The sequence below is a fragment of the Massilia agri genome, from assembly GCF_024753255.1.
In the GTDB taxonomy this organism is placed as follows: domain Bacteria; phylum Pseudomonadota; class Gammaproteobacteria; order Burkholderiales; family Burkholderiaceae_D; genus Telluria; species Telluria agri.
The window spans coordinates 1-14,083 of record NZ_JANUHA010000023.1 but is presented as its reverse complement, the minus strand read 5'-3'; the positions used below and the strand labels follow the sequence as shown (position 1 = coordinate 14,083).

14 protein-coding genes and 2 tRNA genes are annotated in these 14,083 nt (G+C 65.5%); 12 read left to right on the top strand and 4 right to left on the bottom strand.

Annotated elements, in window-relative coordinates; all coding sequences use genetic code 11:
• Positions 1 to 32: 32 nt before the first annotated feature.
• Both NX780_RS22425 and NX780_RS22420 read right to left on the bottom strand, forming a co-directional pair.
• On the bottom strand, positions 33 to 1,526 hold the full coding sequence (locus tag NX780_RS22425; RefSeq protein ID WP_258830107.1) for an HDOD domain-containing protein: 1,494 nt from the start codon (positions 1,524 to 1,526) through the stop codon (positions 33 to 35).
• Positions 1,523 to 3,268, bottom strand: a complete 1,746-nt coding sequence (locus tag NX780_RS22420; protein ID WP_258830106.1) for a putative bifunctional diguanylate cyclase/phosphodiesterase — start codon at positions 3,266 to 3,268, stop codon at positions 1,523 to 1,525. Before NX780_RS22420 ends, NX780_RS22425 begins: the two co-directional genes overlap by 4 nt.
• A gap of 331 nt (positions 3,269 to 3,599) precedes the next feature.
• Between NX780_RS22420 and NX780_RS22415 the strand changes: the two genes are divergently transcribed.
• The 4 genes from NX780_RS22415 to NX780_RS22400 all read left to right on the top strand — a co-directional run bounded on the left by NX780_RS22415 (position 3,600) and on the right by NX780_RS22400 (position 6,904).
• Positions 3,600 to 5,285, top strand: coding sequence for an isovaleryl-CoA dehydrogenase (locus NX780_RS22415; RefSeq protein WP_258830158.1), 1,686 nt, complete (start codon positions 3,600 to 3,602; stop codon positions 5,283 to 5,285).
• Between the two features lie 76 nt (positions 5,286 to 5,361).
• Entirely contained in the window at positions 5,362 to 6,012 is a 651-nt protein-coding gene (upp, locus tag NX780_RS22410; RefSeq protein ID WP_258830105.1) for a uracil phosphoribosyltransferase, read from the top strand.
• A gap of 9 nt (positions 6,013 to 6,021) precedes the next feature.
• A complete protein-coding gene (locus NX780_RS22405) occupies positions 6,022 to 6,372 on the top strand; it encodes an Hpt domain-containing protein (protein ID WP_258830104.1) in 351 nt (116 codons plus the stop codon).
• 328 nt (positions 6,373 to 6,700) lie between these two features.
• Positions 6,701 to 6,904: a cold-shock protein gene (locus NX780_RS22400; protein WP_258830103.1), complete on the top strand. Its 204-nt coding sequence runs from the start codon at positions 6,701 to 6,703 to the stop codon at positions 6,902 to 6,904.
• Positions 6,905 to 7,070: 166 nt separating this feature from the next.
• On the opposite strand, the gene NX780_RS22395 is transcribed toward NX780_RS22400, so the two are convergent.
• Positions 7,071 to 7,967 carry a LysR family transcriptional regulator gene (locus NX780_RS22395; RefSeq protein ID WP_258830102.1) on the bottom strand — a complete coding sequence of 299 codons (897 nt, stop codon included), beginning with the start codon at positions 7,965 to 7,967 and terminating at the stop codon, positions 7,071 to 7,073.
• A 154-nt stretch (positions 7,968 to 8,121) separates the two neighbouring features.
• Between NX780_RS22395 and aceB the strand changes: the two genes are divergently transcribed.
• Positions 8,122 to 9,711: a malate synthase A gene (aceB, locus tag NX780_RS22390; RefSeq protein WP_258830101.1), complete on the top strand. Its 1,590-nt coding sequence runs from the start codon at positions 8,122 to 8,124 to the stop codon at positions 9,709 to 9,711.
• Between the two features lie 37 nt (positions 9,712 to 9,748).
• On the opposite strand, the gene gloB is transcribed toward aceB, so the two are convergent.
• A complete protein-coding gene (gene gloB / locus NX780_RS22385) occupies positions 9,749 to 10,549 on the bottom strand; it encodes a hydroxyacylglutathione hydrolase (protein WP_258830100.1) in 801 nt (266 codons plus the stop codon).
• A gap of 57 nt (positions 10,550 to 10,606) precedes the next feature.
• Here gloB and NX780_RS22380 point away from each other — a divergent pair, with 57 nt between their 5' ends.
• The 7 genes from NX780_RS22380 to NX780_RS22350 all read left to right on the top strand — a co-directional run bounded on the left by NX780_RS22380 (position 10,607) and on the right by NX780_RS22350 (position 14,001).
• Entirely contained in the window at positions 10,607 to 11,377 is a 771-nt protein-coding gene (locus NX780_RS22380; protein WP_258830099.1) for a class I SAM-dependent methyltransferase, read from the top strand.
• Positions 11,374 to 11,832, top strand: coding sequence for a ribonuclease HI (rnhA, locus tag NX780_RS22375; RefSeq protein ID WP_258830098.1), 459 nt, complete (start codon positions 11,374 to 11,376; stop codon positions 11,830 to 11,832). The genes NX780_RS22380 and rnhA overlap by 4 nt, the downstream gene beginning before the upstream one ends.
• Before the next feature lie 81 nt (positions 11,833 to 11,913).
• Positions 11,914 to 12,621 (top strand): DNA polymerase III subunit epsilon, encoded by a 708-nt coding sequence (gene dnaQ, locus NX780_RS22370; RefSeq protein ID WP_370663640.1) that lies wholly within the window; start codon positions 11,914 to 11,916, stop codon positions 12,619 to 12,621.
• A 37-nt stretch (positions 12,622 to 12,658) separates the two neighbouring features.
• Positions 12,659 to 12,733, top strand: a tRNA-Val gene (locus NX780_RS22365).
• A gap of 106 nt (positions 12,734 to 12,839) precedes the next feature.
• The gene (locus NX780_RS22360; protein ID WP_258830097.1) at positions 12,840 to 13,412 is read left to right on the top strand and encodes a hypothetical protein; all 573 of its coding nucleotides are present in this window, start codon (positions 12,840 to 12,842) and stop codon (positions 13,410 to 13,412) included.
• Positions 13,412 to 13,858, top strand: coding sequence for a hypothetical protein (locus NX780_RS22355; RefSeq protein ID WP_258830096.1), 447 nt, complete (start codon positions 13,412 to 13,414; stop codon positions 13,856 to 13,858). Before NX780_RS22360 ends, NX780_RS22355 begins: the two co-directional genes overlap by 1 nt.
• Before the next feature lie 68 nt (positions 13,859 to 13,926).
• A tRNA-Val gene (locus NX780_RS22350) sits at positions 13,927 to 14,001 on the top strand.
• Positions 14,002 to 14,083 lie beyond the last annotated feature (82 nt).

Here is a 14,083-nt window from a genome sequence, read left to right as displayed (position 1 = left end):
CAGTGCGCCGTCCGGGCGGGCGGCGCCGGGTCTCACACCCGTGAGGCAACCGCCTCGACCTGGTGGCGGCGCTCGACGGTGCGCACCACCAGGCCGCGCAGATCGTTCAGCAGCGAGAATTCGGTCTGGCTCAGCACCACCGAGGGGAAGCTGTCGTCCCACTCGCCATAGATGAAGCCGGCCGGCTGCCCATGGGCGCACAGCGGAATCACGACGAAGCAGCGCGCTTCGCTCAGGCTGGTCTTCCACCAGAGCGGCAGCTTGGCGGCGAACTTGGCGTCGCGCGCATTCTCGATGAAGATCACGCGGTCACTGCCAAGCGCAGCATGGAAGACGTTGGGCTCGTAGACGTCGTCGAACACGAGCTGGGGCAGCATTGCCTTGCTGTCCTCGCCGAGCCCGAGGCGCGCCGTGTACTTGCCTTCCTTGCGGTTACGGAGAAACGCGAAGGAGCGCGTGAAGGACAGCCCCTTGTGGATGGTCTCCAGGGCCATCGACATCATCTGGCCCGGGGTGGCATTGACGCCGGCGTCGCGCATGTCCGCCACGCCGCTCATGAGGACCTTGTTGCCGGCCATGCGCTTGCGGGTGGCGGCGGCCAGGCGCGCGCGCTTCTCGAGCGGCTTGGCCAGCGGCGCGATCGTCAGGTCGGAGGACGCGGTCTCGCGCGCCTTCTCGATGGCGCCCAGCAAACTGCCCGGCTCGACGCCCAGCATCGGGGCGAAACTCTCGGCCAGGGCGGCCACGCGGGCGGCGCCCGTCTCGTCGTCGTGCCAGAGGGCGTCGGCGGCGTCGGTCGACATGGTGCCGAGGGCGGCCAGCCAGTCGTCGTGGCCGAAACCCTCGAAGCGCTCGCCCGGCGCGACGCGGCGCATGCCGGCGACCAGGTTACGCGGCAGGCCCCAGTGCTCGGCGGTGGCGCGCCCGATTTCTTCCAGCGACAGGCCGAGGATGCCGGCCGCGGCGTTTTCCTCGCGCCCCGGGCCGGCGGCTTCGCGCAGCTGGGCCCAGCGCTCCGGCATGTAGAAGGTGACCATCATCCTTCCCAGCAAATGCAGGATCGAGCACACCACGGCTTCCTCCGGGTCGCGCGAGACGGCGGTGGCGGCGATCTGCTGCGCCACCATCCCGGCCAGCACCGCCTTTTCCATCTCGATGTGGGCGGTTTCGGTGTCGGGCGTGGACTTGGCCAGTTCCTCGATCAGCTTCAGGCCCAGGGCCAGGTGGCCGATCGCCTCGGTGCCGAGCACCAGCACGGCCTTGGAGACGGTGTTGATGCGCTGGCCGAAGGCCGAGTACATGCCGCTGTTCGCCAGGCGCAGCACCTTCTGGGTCAGGACGGGGTCGGAGAGCACCGTCTGGGTCATCGAGAATTCGCGCTCGTCTTCGCCGCGCATGGAAGCGAGGATGGCGTTGATGGCCTTGGTGAAGCCCGGCATGTCACCCTGCCTGCGGATGCGTTCCCACAGCAGGGAGAGGGTGGCGTCGGCCTGGCGCGAGCGCGGGATGGCGGGAATAGTCGTCATGGTTTGACCGCCCGGAAGTCGGCCGGCAGCAGTTCGGTATAAAGGTCTTCTTTCAGCGCGGTCATCGCCACGTGGGCCGGCATCGGCTTGCCGGTCAGGTAGCCCTGCACGTACTGGCAACCCAGGCTGTCGAGGAAGGCCAGCTGGGCCTCGGTCTCCACGCCCTCGGCCACCACCGACAGGTCGAGGTGCTTGGCCAGGTCCAGCACGGCCTTGCAGATCGCCGCGTCCTTCTCGGCGCTCGGGAGGTCCTTCACGAAAGCCCGGTCGACCTTCAGCACCGAGATCGGGAAGCGCTTCAGGTAGGCCAGGCTCGAGTAGCCGGTGCCGAAGTCGTCGATCGCGATGCGCGCGCCGCGCTCGGCCATCTTGCCCAGCACGCTTTCCGCGTGCACCGGGTCGACCATCAGGGTGCCCTCGGTGATCTCGAGCACCAGGTTGCGGCCCGGCGTGCCGGACAGCGCCAGCGCGTCGTCCAGCACGGTAAGGAACTTGTCGCTCCTGAACTGGCGCGGGCTGATGTTGACCGAGATGTAGAGCTCGCGCCCGGCGATTTCCTCGAACTGGCGAATCTGCATGCAGGCCGCCTTCAGCGCCCAGGCGCCGAGCAGGTTGATCAGGCCATTGGTCTCGGCGATCGGGATGAAGCGGCTTGGAGCGACCATGCCCAGGGTCGGGTGCTTCCAGCGCATCAGGGTCTCGAAGCCCTCGATGGTGCGGTTGGCGGCGTCGACGATCGGCTGGTAATACAGCTGGAACTCGCCTTCGCGCACCGCATTGAACATCGCCGCTTCCAGCGAGATATCGTGTTCCGGCGGGCCGGCGTCGCGCGGGCTGTAGGTCACGCTGCGCGCCTTGCCGGTCTCCTTGGCGCGCGACATGGCGGTGTCGGCCAGGGTCACCAGCCGCACCTCGTCCTCGGCGTGATCCGGATAGGTCGCCACGCCGATCGAACCGGCCAGGTAGATGGTGTGGCCGTCGATCTCGAAGGGCGACTGCAGGGCCGCCATCAGGCGCCCCGTGACGAGCTTGATCTGGGCCTCGTTGCTTGAGCCGGGCAGCACCGCGACGAACTCGTCGCCGCCCACGCGCGCCAGGGTGTCGCTGTCGCGCAGGGTGCGGCGCAGGCGGCTTGCCGCCATGCGCAGCACGGCGTCGCCGACCGCGTGGCCGAGGCCGTCGTTGACCTTCTTGAAGCCGTCCAGGCCGATGGTGGCCACGGCAAAGCCCTGGCCCGAGCGGCGCGCATTGGCGATCACCATCCGGATGCGGTCGGACAGCAGCACCCGGTTGGGGAGCTCGGTGAGGGCATCGTGGGTCGCCATGTGGCGCAAGCGCTCTTCGGTGGCATGCTGGGCCGACATGTCGCGCCCCACGACCAGCAGCGGGGCGTCGTCGCCGCTCGCGACCAGGGCCAGGCGCAGCTCGAACCAGACGTCGCGTTCGCCGCTGCGAAAGCGCGCCTCCACCACCACGGGTTCACTGCCCGGATGAGCGCCGCCGGCGCTGGCGAGGGCGGCGCGCAGGGCCGGCTGGTCGACGTCATGGACCATCGCGACCAGGGGCCGGCCGTCCAGTTCGACGCCGGTCAGCAGTTGGGCGCGGCGGCTGGCGGCGCGCACCTGGCCGCCCAGCGTGACGCGGAAAACCGCGTCGCCGGCCGCCTCCAGCAGGCTGTCGAGCAGGGACAGTGCCGGCTTGCGGGGTTCGGGCTGGATGGCGGCGATGGAACTGGTGTGCATTCTTGGTTGTCTGCCTTCTTGTTGCTGGCACGCGCGGAACCGCTATGCATACCGTGCGTAAACCATGCAAGTCTACCAAACCAATGGCGACTGTAGCATTGAAAGATTCTGAAAGGCATTAAAAATCACAAAGCCAGTCTCCGTTCTGCCAGTCCTTGCGCTGACGCAGCAGCTTGCGTTGATGCGCTCTTTGCGTTAGCGTTCTTGTTGCATAGACAAGCATACGTACACCCGACATTGTCGCCGATTCTTGCTGTCCAGCAAATGAACCTATTCTAAAATGATGCTCGGATGCAACATCCGGCCGGGTTTTCCGAGAGAGATGCGAAAAATGGATGCTTTCCAGACCCATGAGGTCCTGAACCAGGCTGCCCCCTTCGAAAACGTCAACCTGTTCGCCTGCGATCCGGCGTTGCGCGAGGCATTGGTCCGCGAGGGCGCGGGCTGGGCCGAGGACAGCCTGGCCGGGCTCGGCGCGACCCTGGGCAGCGCCGAGGTGCTCGACCTGGCGCGCCAGGCCAATGCCGCCGGTCCGCGCCTGCTCGGCTTCGATCGCTCGGGCCGCCGCATCGACGAAATCGAGTTCCACCCGGCCTGGCACCAGCTCATGACGCTGCTGGTCAAGGCCGGCGCCCACTCGGCACCCTGGCAGGACCCGCGCCCCGGCGCCCAGGTGGCGCGCGCGGCCCAGTACCTGCTGTTCGGCCAGGTCGAGAACGGCAGCCAGTGCCCGGTGACCATGACCTATGCCTCGGTCCCGGCCCTGCGCCGCGAGCCGCGCCTGGCGTCCTGGCTGCCCAAGATCCTCTCGAACGACTACGACCCGCGGTCGCTGCCGGTGACGGAAAAGCGCGGCGCCCTGGTCGGCATGGGCATGACCGAGAAGCAGGGCGGCAGCGACGTGCGCGCCAACACCACCCGCGCCACCCGGATGCCTTCCGGCGAGGCGCAGGCCCGCTTCGGCGCCGCGGGCGAGGGCGCCTGCGTCATCGTCGGCCATAAATGGTTCTTCTCGGTGCCGCAGGCGGACGCCCACCTGATCCTGGCCCAGCTGGAGGAAGAGGGCAGCAGCGGCCTGTCGTGCTTCTTCGTGCCGCGCTTCCTGCCCGACGGCAGCCGCAATGCGATCCGGGTGCAGCGCCTGAAGGACAAGGTCGGCAACCGCTCGAATGCCTCCTCGGAAGTCGAGTTCCAGGATGCGGTCGGCTGGATGGTGGGTACGCCGGGACGCGGCATCCCGACCATCCTCGAGATGGGTGGCTACACCCGCCTGGACTGCGTGCTGGGCAGCGCCGGCATCATGCGCGCCGCCCTGTGCCACGCCCTGCACCACGCGCGCGGCCGCGCGGCGTTCGGCCGGCGCCTCGCCGAACAGCCCCTGATGCAGAACGTGCTGGCCGACCTGGCCCTCGAATCCGAGGCCGCGACGGCATTCGCCTTGCGCCTGGCGCGCTGTTTCGACGAAAGCCAGGACCCGGCCCAGGCCCTGCTGGGCCGCATCCTGACCCCGGCCGGCAAGTACTGGATCTGCAAGCGCGGGCCGATGTTCGGGGCAGAGGCGATGGAGGTCATGGGCGGCAACGGCTACGTCGAGGACGGCCCGCTGGGGCGGCTGTACCGCGAGTTCCCCGTCAATTCGATCTGGGAGGGTTCCGGGAACGTGATGTGCCTGGACGTGCTGCGGGCGCTCGGCAAGTCGCTGCCGGAGGCGCATGCCGCGCTGGCGGCCGAGCTGGAGCCGGCGATGGCGATCGATGCCCGCTTCGCCGCTTTCGCCGGCGCCCTGCTCGATGCGCTCCCGGCCATGGCGCGCGACGAGGGCGGGGCGCGCGTGCTGGCCGAGCGCCTGGTGCTGACGGTGCAGGCGGCGCTGCTGCTGCGCCACGCGCCCGGCCACGTGGCCGACGCCTTCGTTGCCTCGCGCATCGCGCGCGAGCCGGGCGGCGCGTTCGGGCGGCTCCCCGCGCAGGTCGACTGCGCCGCGATCCTGGCGCGCGCCCTGCAGGCCCCGGCCTAGAAAGAGCGGGACAAAACGGGCCGCGGCTGGGATAATGCCGCTCACCTTGCAACACACCCACTATTCGCTAGCCACCATGAAACAAGATCCGCGGTTCCCCAACCTCTTCATCCTGAACCACCCGCTCATCCAGCACAAGCTGTCGCACATGCGCGAGCACGACACCTCGACGCGCACCTTCCGCGAGCTGCTGCGGGAAATCACGCTCTTGATGGGGTACGAGATCACGCGCGACCTGCCGCTGACCACGAAGGTCGTCAAGACGCCCCTGGTCACGATCGACGCGCCCGTCATCGCCGGCAAGAAGCTGGCCATCGTGCCGATCCTGCGCGCCGGCGTCGGCATGAGCGACGGCCTGCTGGAACTGGTGCCCTCGGCCCGGGTCGGCCATATCGGCGTGTTCCGCGACCCCGACACCCATGAGCCGGTCGAGTACCTGGTGCGCCTGCCGGACACCAATGACCGCACCTTCATCCTCTGCGATCCGATGGTCGCGACCGGCAACTCGGCGGTGCACGCCGTCGACGTGCTCAAGAAGCGCGGCGTTCCGAGCGAGCAGATCCTGTTCCTGGCCCTGGTGGCCGCGCCGGAAGGCATCGAGGTGTTCCAGAAGGCGCACCCGGACGTGAAAGTCTACGTGGCCTCGCTCGACTCGCACCTGAACGAAGACGCCTACATCGTGCCCGGCCTGGGCGACGCGGGCGACCGCATCTTCGGCACCAAATAAGCACCTGGCATGAGCTTCGCGGCGGACCAGCAGTTCTTCTCGCGCCTGGCTTCGGCGAGCGACAGTTTCGCCGGCAGCCTGCCGTCCACGCTCGCGCGCCTGGCCCAGCTGGGCGCCGAGCTCGACCCGGCCGCCCCCGCGCTGGCGGCGAACGAGCTGCAGGCCATGCTGCATACCGTGGCCGGCTCCGCCGTCACCTTCGGCTACCGGGGCCTGGGCCAGCACGCGCGCGCGCTCGAGCAGCGCCTGCGCGTCCTGATGACCTTCGATGCGGTCGCGCACAGCGATTGGGCGATCTGGCTGGGCGAACTCGGCCAGTTTGTCGAAGCCGGCCGCCACGACCCGCGTTCCCTAGGCTGAAACCGCTTCGGCGGCAATGCGTTTACGCAATAAGCCACCGCTGCATAGTTTGATGCCGCGCAAATTTCCAGCCCCTCCTTGCCCTATATTTTCTGTACTGCCGAATCAAAAAAACGCCTCCAAATAGTTGAATGGGGGAATTTTTGACGAAATTGTTGCGACGACGAGTTTTTTTATTTTGCGAACTGGCCGTCTATCCGTTTTTATTCGGTATAATGCGGGATCGTTGGGTTGTAGGTAGTAGTGCAGTTAGTCTGTCATTCCTTTCTTGCTTCTTCAAACGATCTTAAACGGGCGCAAGCCCACTTAACTGAAATAGGAAATTGTAATGGCAACTGGCATCGTTAAATGGTTCAATGATTCGAAGGGTTTTGGCTTCATCACCCCTGACGAAGGCGGCGAAGATCTGTTCGCACACTTCTCGGCAATCCAGACCACCGGCTTCAAATCGCTGCAAGAGAACCAGCGCGTTTCGTTCGACGTGACCACCGGCCCGAAGGGCAAGCAGGCCGCGAACATCCAGCCGCTGTAATCGCTCTCCAGCGATAGCAAAAAATCCCCGGAATCACCGGGGATTTTTTTTGTCCAGAAATTCGGAAGACCCGTCCCGTCAGTACAAGGCGGACTCGAGCGTATGCGTCGGGAGTGAATCGGGCGGTGATTAATTCCGGCAGGAAAAGATTGGCCCGGCTGCGGGCCTACCAGTATTCCGGCTGGGCGTAACTGCGCCGCAGGAAGTCGACGAAGCTGCGGATGCGCAAGGGCAGGTGGCGGCGCTGCGCGAACACCGCATAGATGTCGTTGCCGGGCGCTGCATAGTCGTCGAGCACCGTGCACAGTTCCCCGGACGCGATCTGCGCACCCACTTCCCACATCGAGCGCCAGGCCAGGCCCTTGCCGGCCAGGGCCCAGGCGTGCAGCACCGCGCCGTCGTTGCACTCCATATTGCCGCCCACCTTGAGGGTCACCGGCTTGCCCTTGTCGAGGAAGGTCCAGCCGCGCTGGCTGCCTTCGCTGCTGATCGCCAGGCAGTTGTGGCGCGCCAGGTCCGAAAGCAGGCGTGGCGTGCCGTGGCGCCTGAGGTAGGCGGGCGAGCCGACCACCACGCGGTGGTTGTCGGCCAGCTTGGCGCCGACCAGGCTCGAATCGTTCAGGCTGGCGATGCGGATGGCCACGTCCACGCCTTCGCCGACGACGTCGACCAGGCGGTCGGTGAGGTTCAGGTTGACGGTCAGTTCGCGGTGCTCGGCCAGGAAGGAGGGCAGCAGGGGCGCGACGTGCTGGCGGCCGAAGCCGGCCGGGGCGGATACGAAGAGGTGGCCGGTGGCGCGGGCGCTGCGTTCGCTTGCCGCGGACTCGGCTTCCTCGAGTTCGGCGAGGATGCGCTGGCAGTCTTCCAGGAAGGCCGCGCCTTCGTCGGTGAGCACCAGCCGGCGCGTGGTGCGCTGCAGGAGCTTGACGCCGAGGCGGCTTTCCAGCGCATCGAGGCGTCGTCCGATCATGGCCGGCGCGATGCCCTCGGCGCGCGCCGCTGCCGACAGGCTGCCGCGCGCGACCACTTCGACGAAGGTTTCGATCTGTCTGAACTTGTCCATGCCTACTCCATTTGATACAAAAACACACAGATGTAGTGAGAAAATGTATCGTTTAGCTATCTTCCAGTGAATATACTTGATGCTATGACAAACGCCAAGGCGCCCCCGGCGCCGCCGGCGTAGCACCGGTTCTTCACTTACAGGAGCAAGCGCAATGACGATCGCCACCCCAGCCGGCATGGAAATTTCAGCCGAGATCAAGCCTGGTTACGAACAGATCCTGACGCCCGAGGCCCTCGACCTCGTCGCCAGGCTCTCGCGCGCCTTCGAGCCGCGCCGCCAGCAACTGCTTGCCGCCCGCGCCGAGCGCGCGCGCCGCCTGGATGCCGGCGAGCGCCCGGACTTCCTTCCGGAGACCGCCCACATTCGCAACGGCGACTGGACCATTGCCCCTATCCCGAAGGCCCTCGAATGCCGTCGCGTCGAAATCACCGGCCCGGTCGAGCGCAAGATGGTCATCAACGCGCTGAACTCCGGCGCGGACAGCTACATGACCGACTTCGAGGACTCGAACACGCCGAACTGGGACAACCAGATCACCGGCCAGATCAATATGCGCGACGCGGTGCGCCGCACGATTTCGCTCGAACAGAACGGCAAGACCTACCAGCTGAACGAGAAGGTCGCAACCCTGGTCGTGCGTCCGCGCGGCTGGCACCTGGACGAGAAGCACGTGCTGGTCGACGGCAAGCGCGTCTCGGGCGGCATCTTCGACTTTGCCCTGTTCATGGTCCACAACGCAAAAGAGCAGCTCGCACGCGGCGCCGGCCCCTACTTCTACCTGCCGAAGATGGAGTCGCACCTGGAAGCACGCCTGTGGAACGACATCTTCGTGATGACCCAGGAAGCACTCGGACTGCCGCGCGGCACCATCAAGGCGACCGTGCTGATCGAGACCATCCTCGCCGCCTTCGAGATGGACGAGATCCTCTACGAGCTGCGCGAACACAGCGCCGGCCTGAACGCGGGCCGCTGGGACTACATCTTCTCCTGCATCAAGAAGTTCAAGCTGGACAAGGACTTCTGCCTGGCCGACCGCGCCAAGGTGACGATGACGGCGCCCTTCATGCGCGCCTATGCGCTGCTGCTGCTCAAGACCTGCCACAAGCGCAATGCGCCGGCGATCGGCGGCATGTCGGCCCTGATCCCGATCAAGAACGACCCGGCGAAGAACGAGGTCGCGATGGGCGGCGTGCGCAACGACAAGGCGCGCGATGCAAGCGACGGCTACGACGGCGGCTGGGTGGCGCACCCGGGCCTGGTCGACCTGGCCATGACGGAATTCGTGAAGGTGCTGGGCGACAGGCCCAACCAGATCGACAAGCAGCGTCCGGATGTGAACGTGACTGCCAGCGAACTGCTCGACTTCAAGCCGGAGACGCCGATCACGGAAGAGGGCCTGCGCTACAACATCAACGTCGGCATCCACTACCTCGGCGCCTGGCTGGCCGGCAATGGCTGCGTCCCGATCCACAACCTGATGGAAGACGCCGCGACCGCCGAGATCAGCCGTTCCCAGGTGTGGCAGTGGATCAGGACGCCGAAGGGTGTGCTGGATGACGGCCGCAAGGTGACTGCCGAGATGGTGCGCGCCATGATCCCGGAAGAATTGGCCAAGGTGAAGCAGGTGGCGCCGAACGGCGACAACCCGAGCTATGCGCGCGCGGCCGAGATCTTCGAGCAGATGTCGACGTCGGATACCTTCGCCGAGTTCCTGACCTTGCCGCTGTACGAAGAGATCTGATTCGGCCGCGGTGGCCGGCTCTTCCGGCCACCGCGGCTCAGAACACGTTCTTCCACTCGCGTAATGCCGCGAAGGCCTCGACCGGCGCGGCGCCTTCCTTCAATCGCCCGGCCTCGACCAGGCTCCTGACGATTCCGGGCTCCGTATAGCGCAGGAAGGGATTCGTGCCATTCTCGAGCCCGATGGTCGACGGCACCGTCGGCAGCCGCGTGCCGCGCTTCTTGCTCGCGTCGCGCATGCGGAAGGCCAGTCCCTGGTTATCCGGCTCGACCGCCTGGGCGAACTTCAGGTTCGACACCGTGTACTCGTGCGCGCAATAGACCAGCGTATCGTCCGGCAGCGCCGCGAGCTTGGCCAGCGAATCCGCCATCTGCTGCGGCGTGCCTTCGAACAGCCGGCCGCAACCGCCCCCGAACAGCGTATCGCCACAGAACAGCCAGTGCGCTCCCGCCGTCCTGCGCACATAGGCGATGTGTCCCAGCGTATGCCCCGGAACCTCGAGCACGTCCAGCTCCAGGTCGAGCCCGTCGACTGTTACCTGATCGCCTTCGACCAGCGCATGCGTGACGCATTGAATGCCGTCATTGCGCGGGCCATGCACCGGCACCTTCCACTCGGCGAGCAGGCTTGCCACGCCGCCGATATGGTCAGCATGGTGATGGGTGAGTAAAATGCAGGTGAGGGCCAGGCCGTGCGCATGCAGGGCTTCACGGACCGGCCCGGCATCGCCCGGGTCGACGACCGCCGCGTTCACGCCGTCGTGGATGAGCCAGAGGTAGTTGTCGTTGAATGCGGGAACGGTAAGAACAGAAAGGGCCTGGCGCGAAGTAGTCGTCATGGTGATGTGAACCGAAGGGCGTGTGAAATAAAAATTTTTCACACACGAAGGGATGGAATGGACGCGGCATCCGAAAAATCCATTATAGCGCTCGACCTCTGGCTGCAATCGCCGGCGGGCGCCTACGTGCGCGCCTTCGAACAGGCCTGCCTCGACGAACTGGTGGCGGACATCTTCGGTTTCAATGCCCTGCAGATCGGCGTGCCCCAGCTCGACGCGCTCGCCGCCAACCGCATGCCGAATAAATGGCAGGCCGCCACCCGCACCTCGACCGCCGACGAGCTGGCCTTCGCCGCGGGCGGCAAGCAGATCGCGGTCGCGCTCGACTTCGCCGAACTGCCTTTCGCCTCGCACAGCATGGACCTGATCGTGCTGCCGCACGTGCTGGAATTCGCGAGCGAGCCGCACCAGGTGTTGCGCGAGGTCGAGCGGGTCCTGATCCCGGAAGGGCAGGTGATCATCTGCGGCTTCAACCCGGCCAGCCTGTGGGGCATGCGCCAGGGCGTGGGGCGGATGACCAACAACGGCTACCTGCCGGCCTCCGGCGAGTTCATCTCTATGCCGCGCCTGAAGGACTGGTTAAAATTGCTGAATCTCGGCGTCACGCGCAGCCACTTCGGCTGCTACGCGCCGCCGTGCCGGACAGCCCACTGGCTGAGCCGGTTCTCGATGATGGAGTCGGCCGGCCGGCGCTGGTGGCCCTACCTGGGCGCCGTGTACGTGGTCCACGCCATCAAGCGGGTCAAGGGCATGCACATCATCGGACCTGCATGGAACAAGAAAACGAGCAAGCGTCCGCAGGCAGTGCCGGCGGCGAACAGAGAATGAGCGAATCGAATAACAACGCGACCAAGGTCGAAATCTTCACCGACGGCGCCTGCAAGGGCAATCCAGGTACCGGCGGCTGGGGCGCACTCCTGGTCTCGAACGGCCACGAAAAGGAAATCTTCGGCGGCGAGCCGAACACCACCAACAACCGCATGGAACTGCGCGCCGTGATCGAGGCGCTCGGTGTACTGAACCGCCCATGCCAGGTGGTGCTGCATACCGACAGCCAGTATGTGCAGAAGGGGATCTCGGAATGGATCCACGGCTGGAAGGCGCGCGGATGGAAGACCTCGACCAGGGAACCGGTCAAGAACGACGACCTGTGGAAGGCGCTCGACCTCGCGCAGCAGCAGCACGCCGTCGAATGGCGCTGGGTGCGCGGCCACAACGGCCATCCGGGCAACGAGCGCGCGGACGTGCTGGCCAACCGCGGGGCGGCATCGGTGCGTCGCTAAAAGCACATCCACGCATCGAAGGTCTCTTGAGGCGGCCTGCGTTTTGCTATACTGCAATCCGCTTCAACTCTTCTTCATGCCATGCGCCAGATTGTCCTCGATACCGAAACCACCGGCCTGAATCCCCGTACGGGCGACCGCATCATCGAAGTCGGCTGCGTCGAGATCGTCAACCGCAAGCTGACCGGGAATAACTTCCACCGTTATATCAATCCCGAGCGCGATTCGGACGAAGCGGCGCTGGCGGTCCACGGCCTCACCACCGAATTCCTGAGCGACAAGCCGAAGTTCGCCGAGATCGTCGAAGAGCTGCGCGAATTCGTGCAGGGCGCCGAAGTCATCATCCACAACGCGCCCTTCGACCTGGGCTTCCTCAACCACGAGTTCCAGCGCCTCGGTCTGCCGCCGTTCACCTCGTACTGCAGCGGCGTGATCGACACCCTGGTGCAAGCCAAGGAACTGCACCCCGGAAAGCGCAACTCGCTGGACGCGCTGTGCGACCGCTACGAAATCTCGAACGCCCACCGCAAGCTGCACGGCGCGTTGCTCGACTCGGAGCTGCTGGCCGACGTCTACCTCGCGATGACGCGCGGCCAGAACTCGCTCACCATGGACGTGGCGGTCGAAGCCAGCAGCGTGGGCGAGATGCTCGACGCCGGTCCGCTGGGCGAGATCATCGTGCTGGCGGCAAGCAGCGAGGAACTCGCTGCGCACGAAGAGGTGCTGGCTGGCCTCGACAAGAACGTGAAAGGGCAGTGCGTCTGGAGGAATTACGCTCCGCAGGGGTGACGGCGCGATGATTCTGTGCCATAATATGCCTCGCTTCGGGAGGTTAGCTCAGGGGTAGAGCACTGCATTCACACTGCAGGGGTCGCAAGTTCGAAACTTGCACTTCCCACCAAGAATTCAGAAAAAGGCGCTGTCTGCAAATGCGGACGGCGCCTTTTTTCATGTCCTTGTCATGCTTGCTTCTTAGAATCGAATGATTCTCCAAACCATGAATCCGCATGATCGCCGAACCGATCTCTTCTCCGTCGTCGCTGGCGGAACGTATTTTCGTCAAGACGGACAAAGGCCGCGCCGAGATCCTTGCGCGCAGCGCCAGTCTCAATGCTCGCCAGCGATCGGTGCTGATCATGGTCGATGGCCGCAAGTCCTGCCGTGCGCTGATGGGAGTGATGCCGGCAGACTCCCTCCTGCCCATCGTCGATGAGCTCGCGGCGCTGGAACTGATTGCGCTCGCCCGGCCGCCCGGTACTTCTGTTTCTCCACTCGACCTGCAGACCATGGCGCAGGCCAAAGCGATGATGATCGGGTCGGCCGAGATCTGCCTGGGCCTGCTCGCGGCCGAGGTGGTGCGCCAGGTCGAGCAGGCGGCCGACGAGGAGCAGCTTCTGCGGGCGCTCGGGCATTGGCATATGGCGATGCAGGCTTCAAAGCGCGGCCGGGTGATCGCGCCGGCCCAGCTTGAATCGATCAAGTCCTTCCTGCGTCAGCCTGTGTGCGCACATACGGAAAACGCGCCTATATTGGTCGGTCCAAGCGGACCCGTGAATTCGCCGAGGCACTGGCCAGCGTGATGCGCCTGCCCGCAGGCTCGCTGAAGCAGCTTGTAAATGGTCCCCTGTCGCGCGAAGTCATGGGCGCCATGCTGCTGGACGCCTGCCGCGCCAGGTTCAGCGAGAAGCCGAAGTACATGACGGACTATAACGGCAAGACCGTGGTGCCCGGCGCGCCGGGCTACGATCCGAATCTCGACAGCGGCGCGCAAGGAGCCATGTATTATCCGCCCATCCCGTGGGCGAGTCTGACCGACACCGCCGACATCTCGGCGCCCTACGCGGCAAGGCTGAAGGAAGCCTACGAACCGGGCCTGATCCGCTCGGAGGCCGGTATTGCGCGCGGCAGGATGGTCAACGGAAGCCGCCTGGAACCGAAAGGCCTGGTCACGCGCGCCAAGGCCGCCAAGGCCCTCTATTTCATGTGGGTGCTGGCGCAAGTGCCCAAGGCGGAGAACGACAACTAGCCGCGGGCAGGTATATGCGCCGGTTGATATTGATATATCTCAACGGTTAGTGCATAATACGCGCACTCGGGAGGTTAGCTCAGGGGTAGAGCACTGCATTCACACTGCAGGGGTCGCAAGTTCGAAACTTGCACTTCCCACCAGAATACGAAAGCCCGCAAACAGCGATGTTTGCGGGCTTTTTGCATGGCGCTGTCACCGTTTGCTGTGGGATCAGGGTGAACC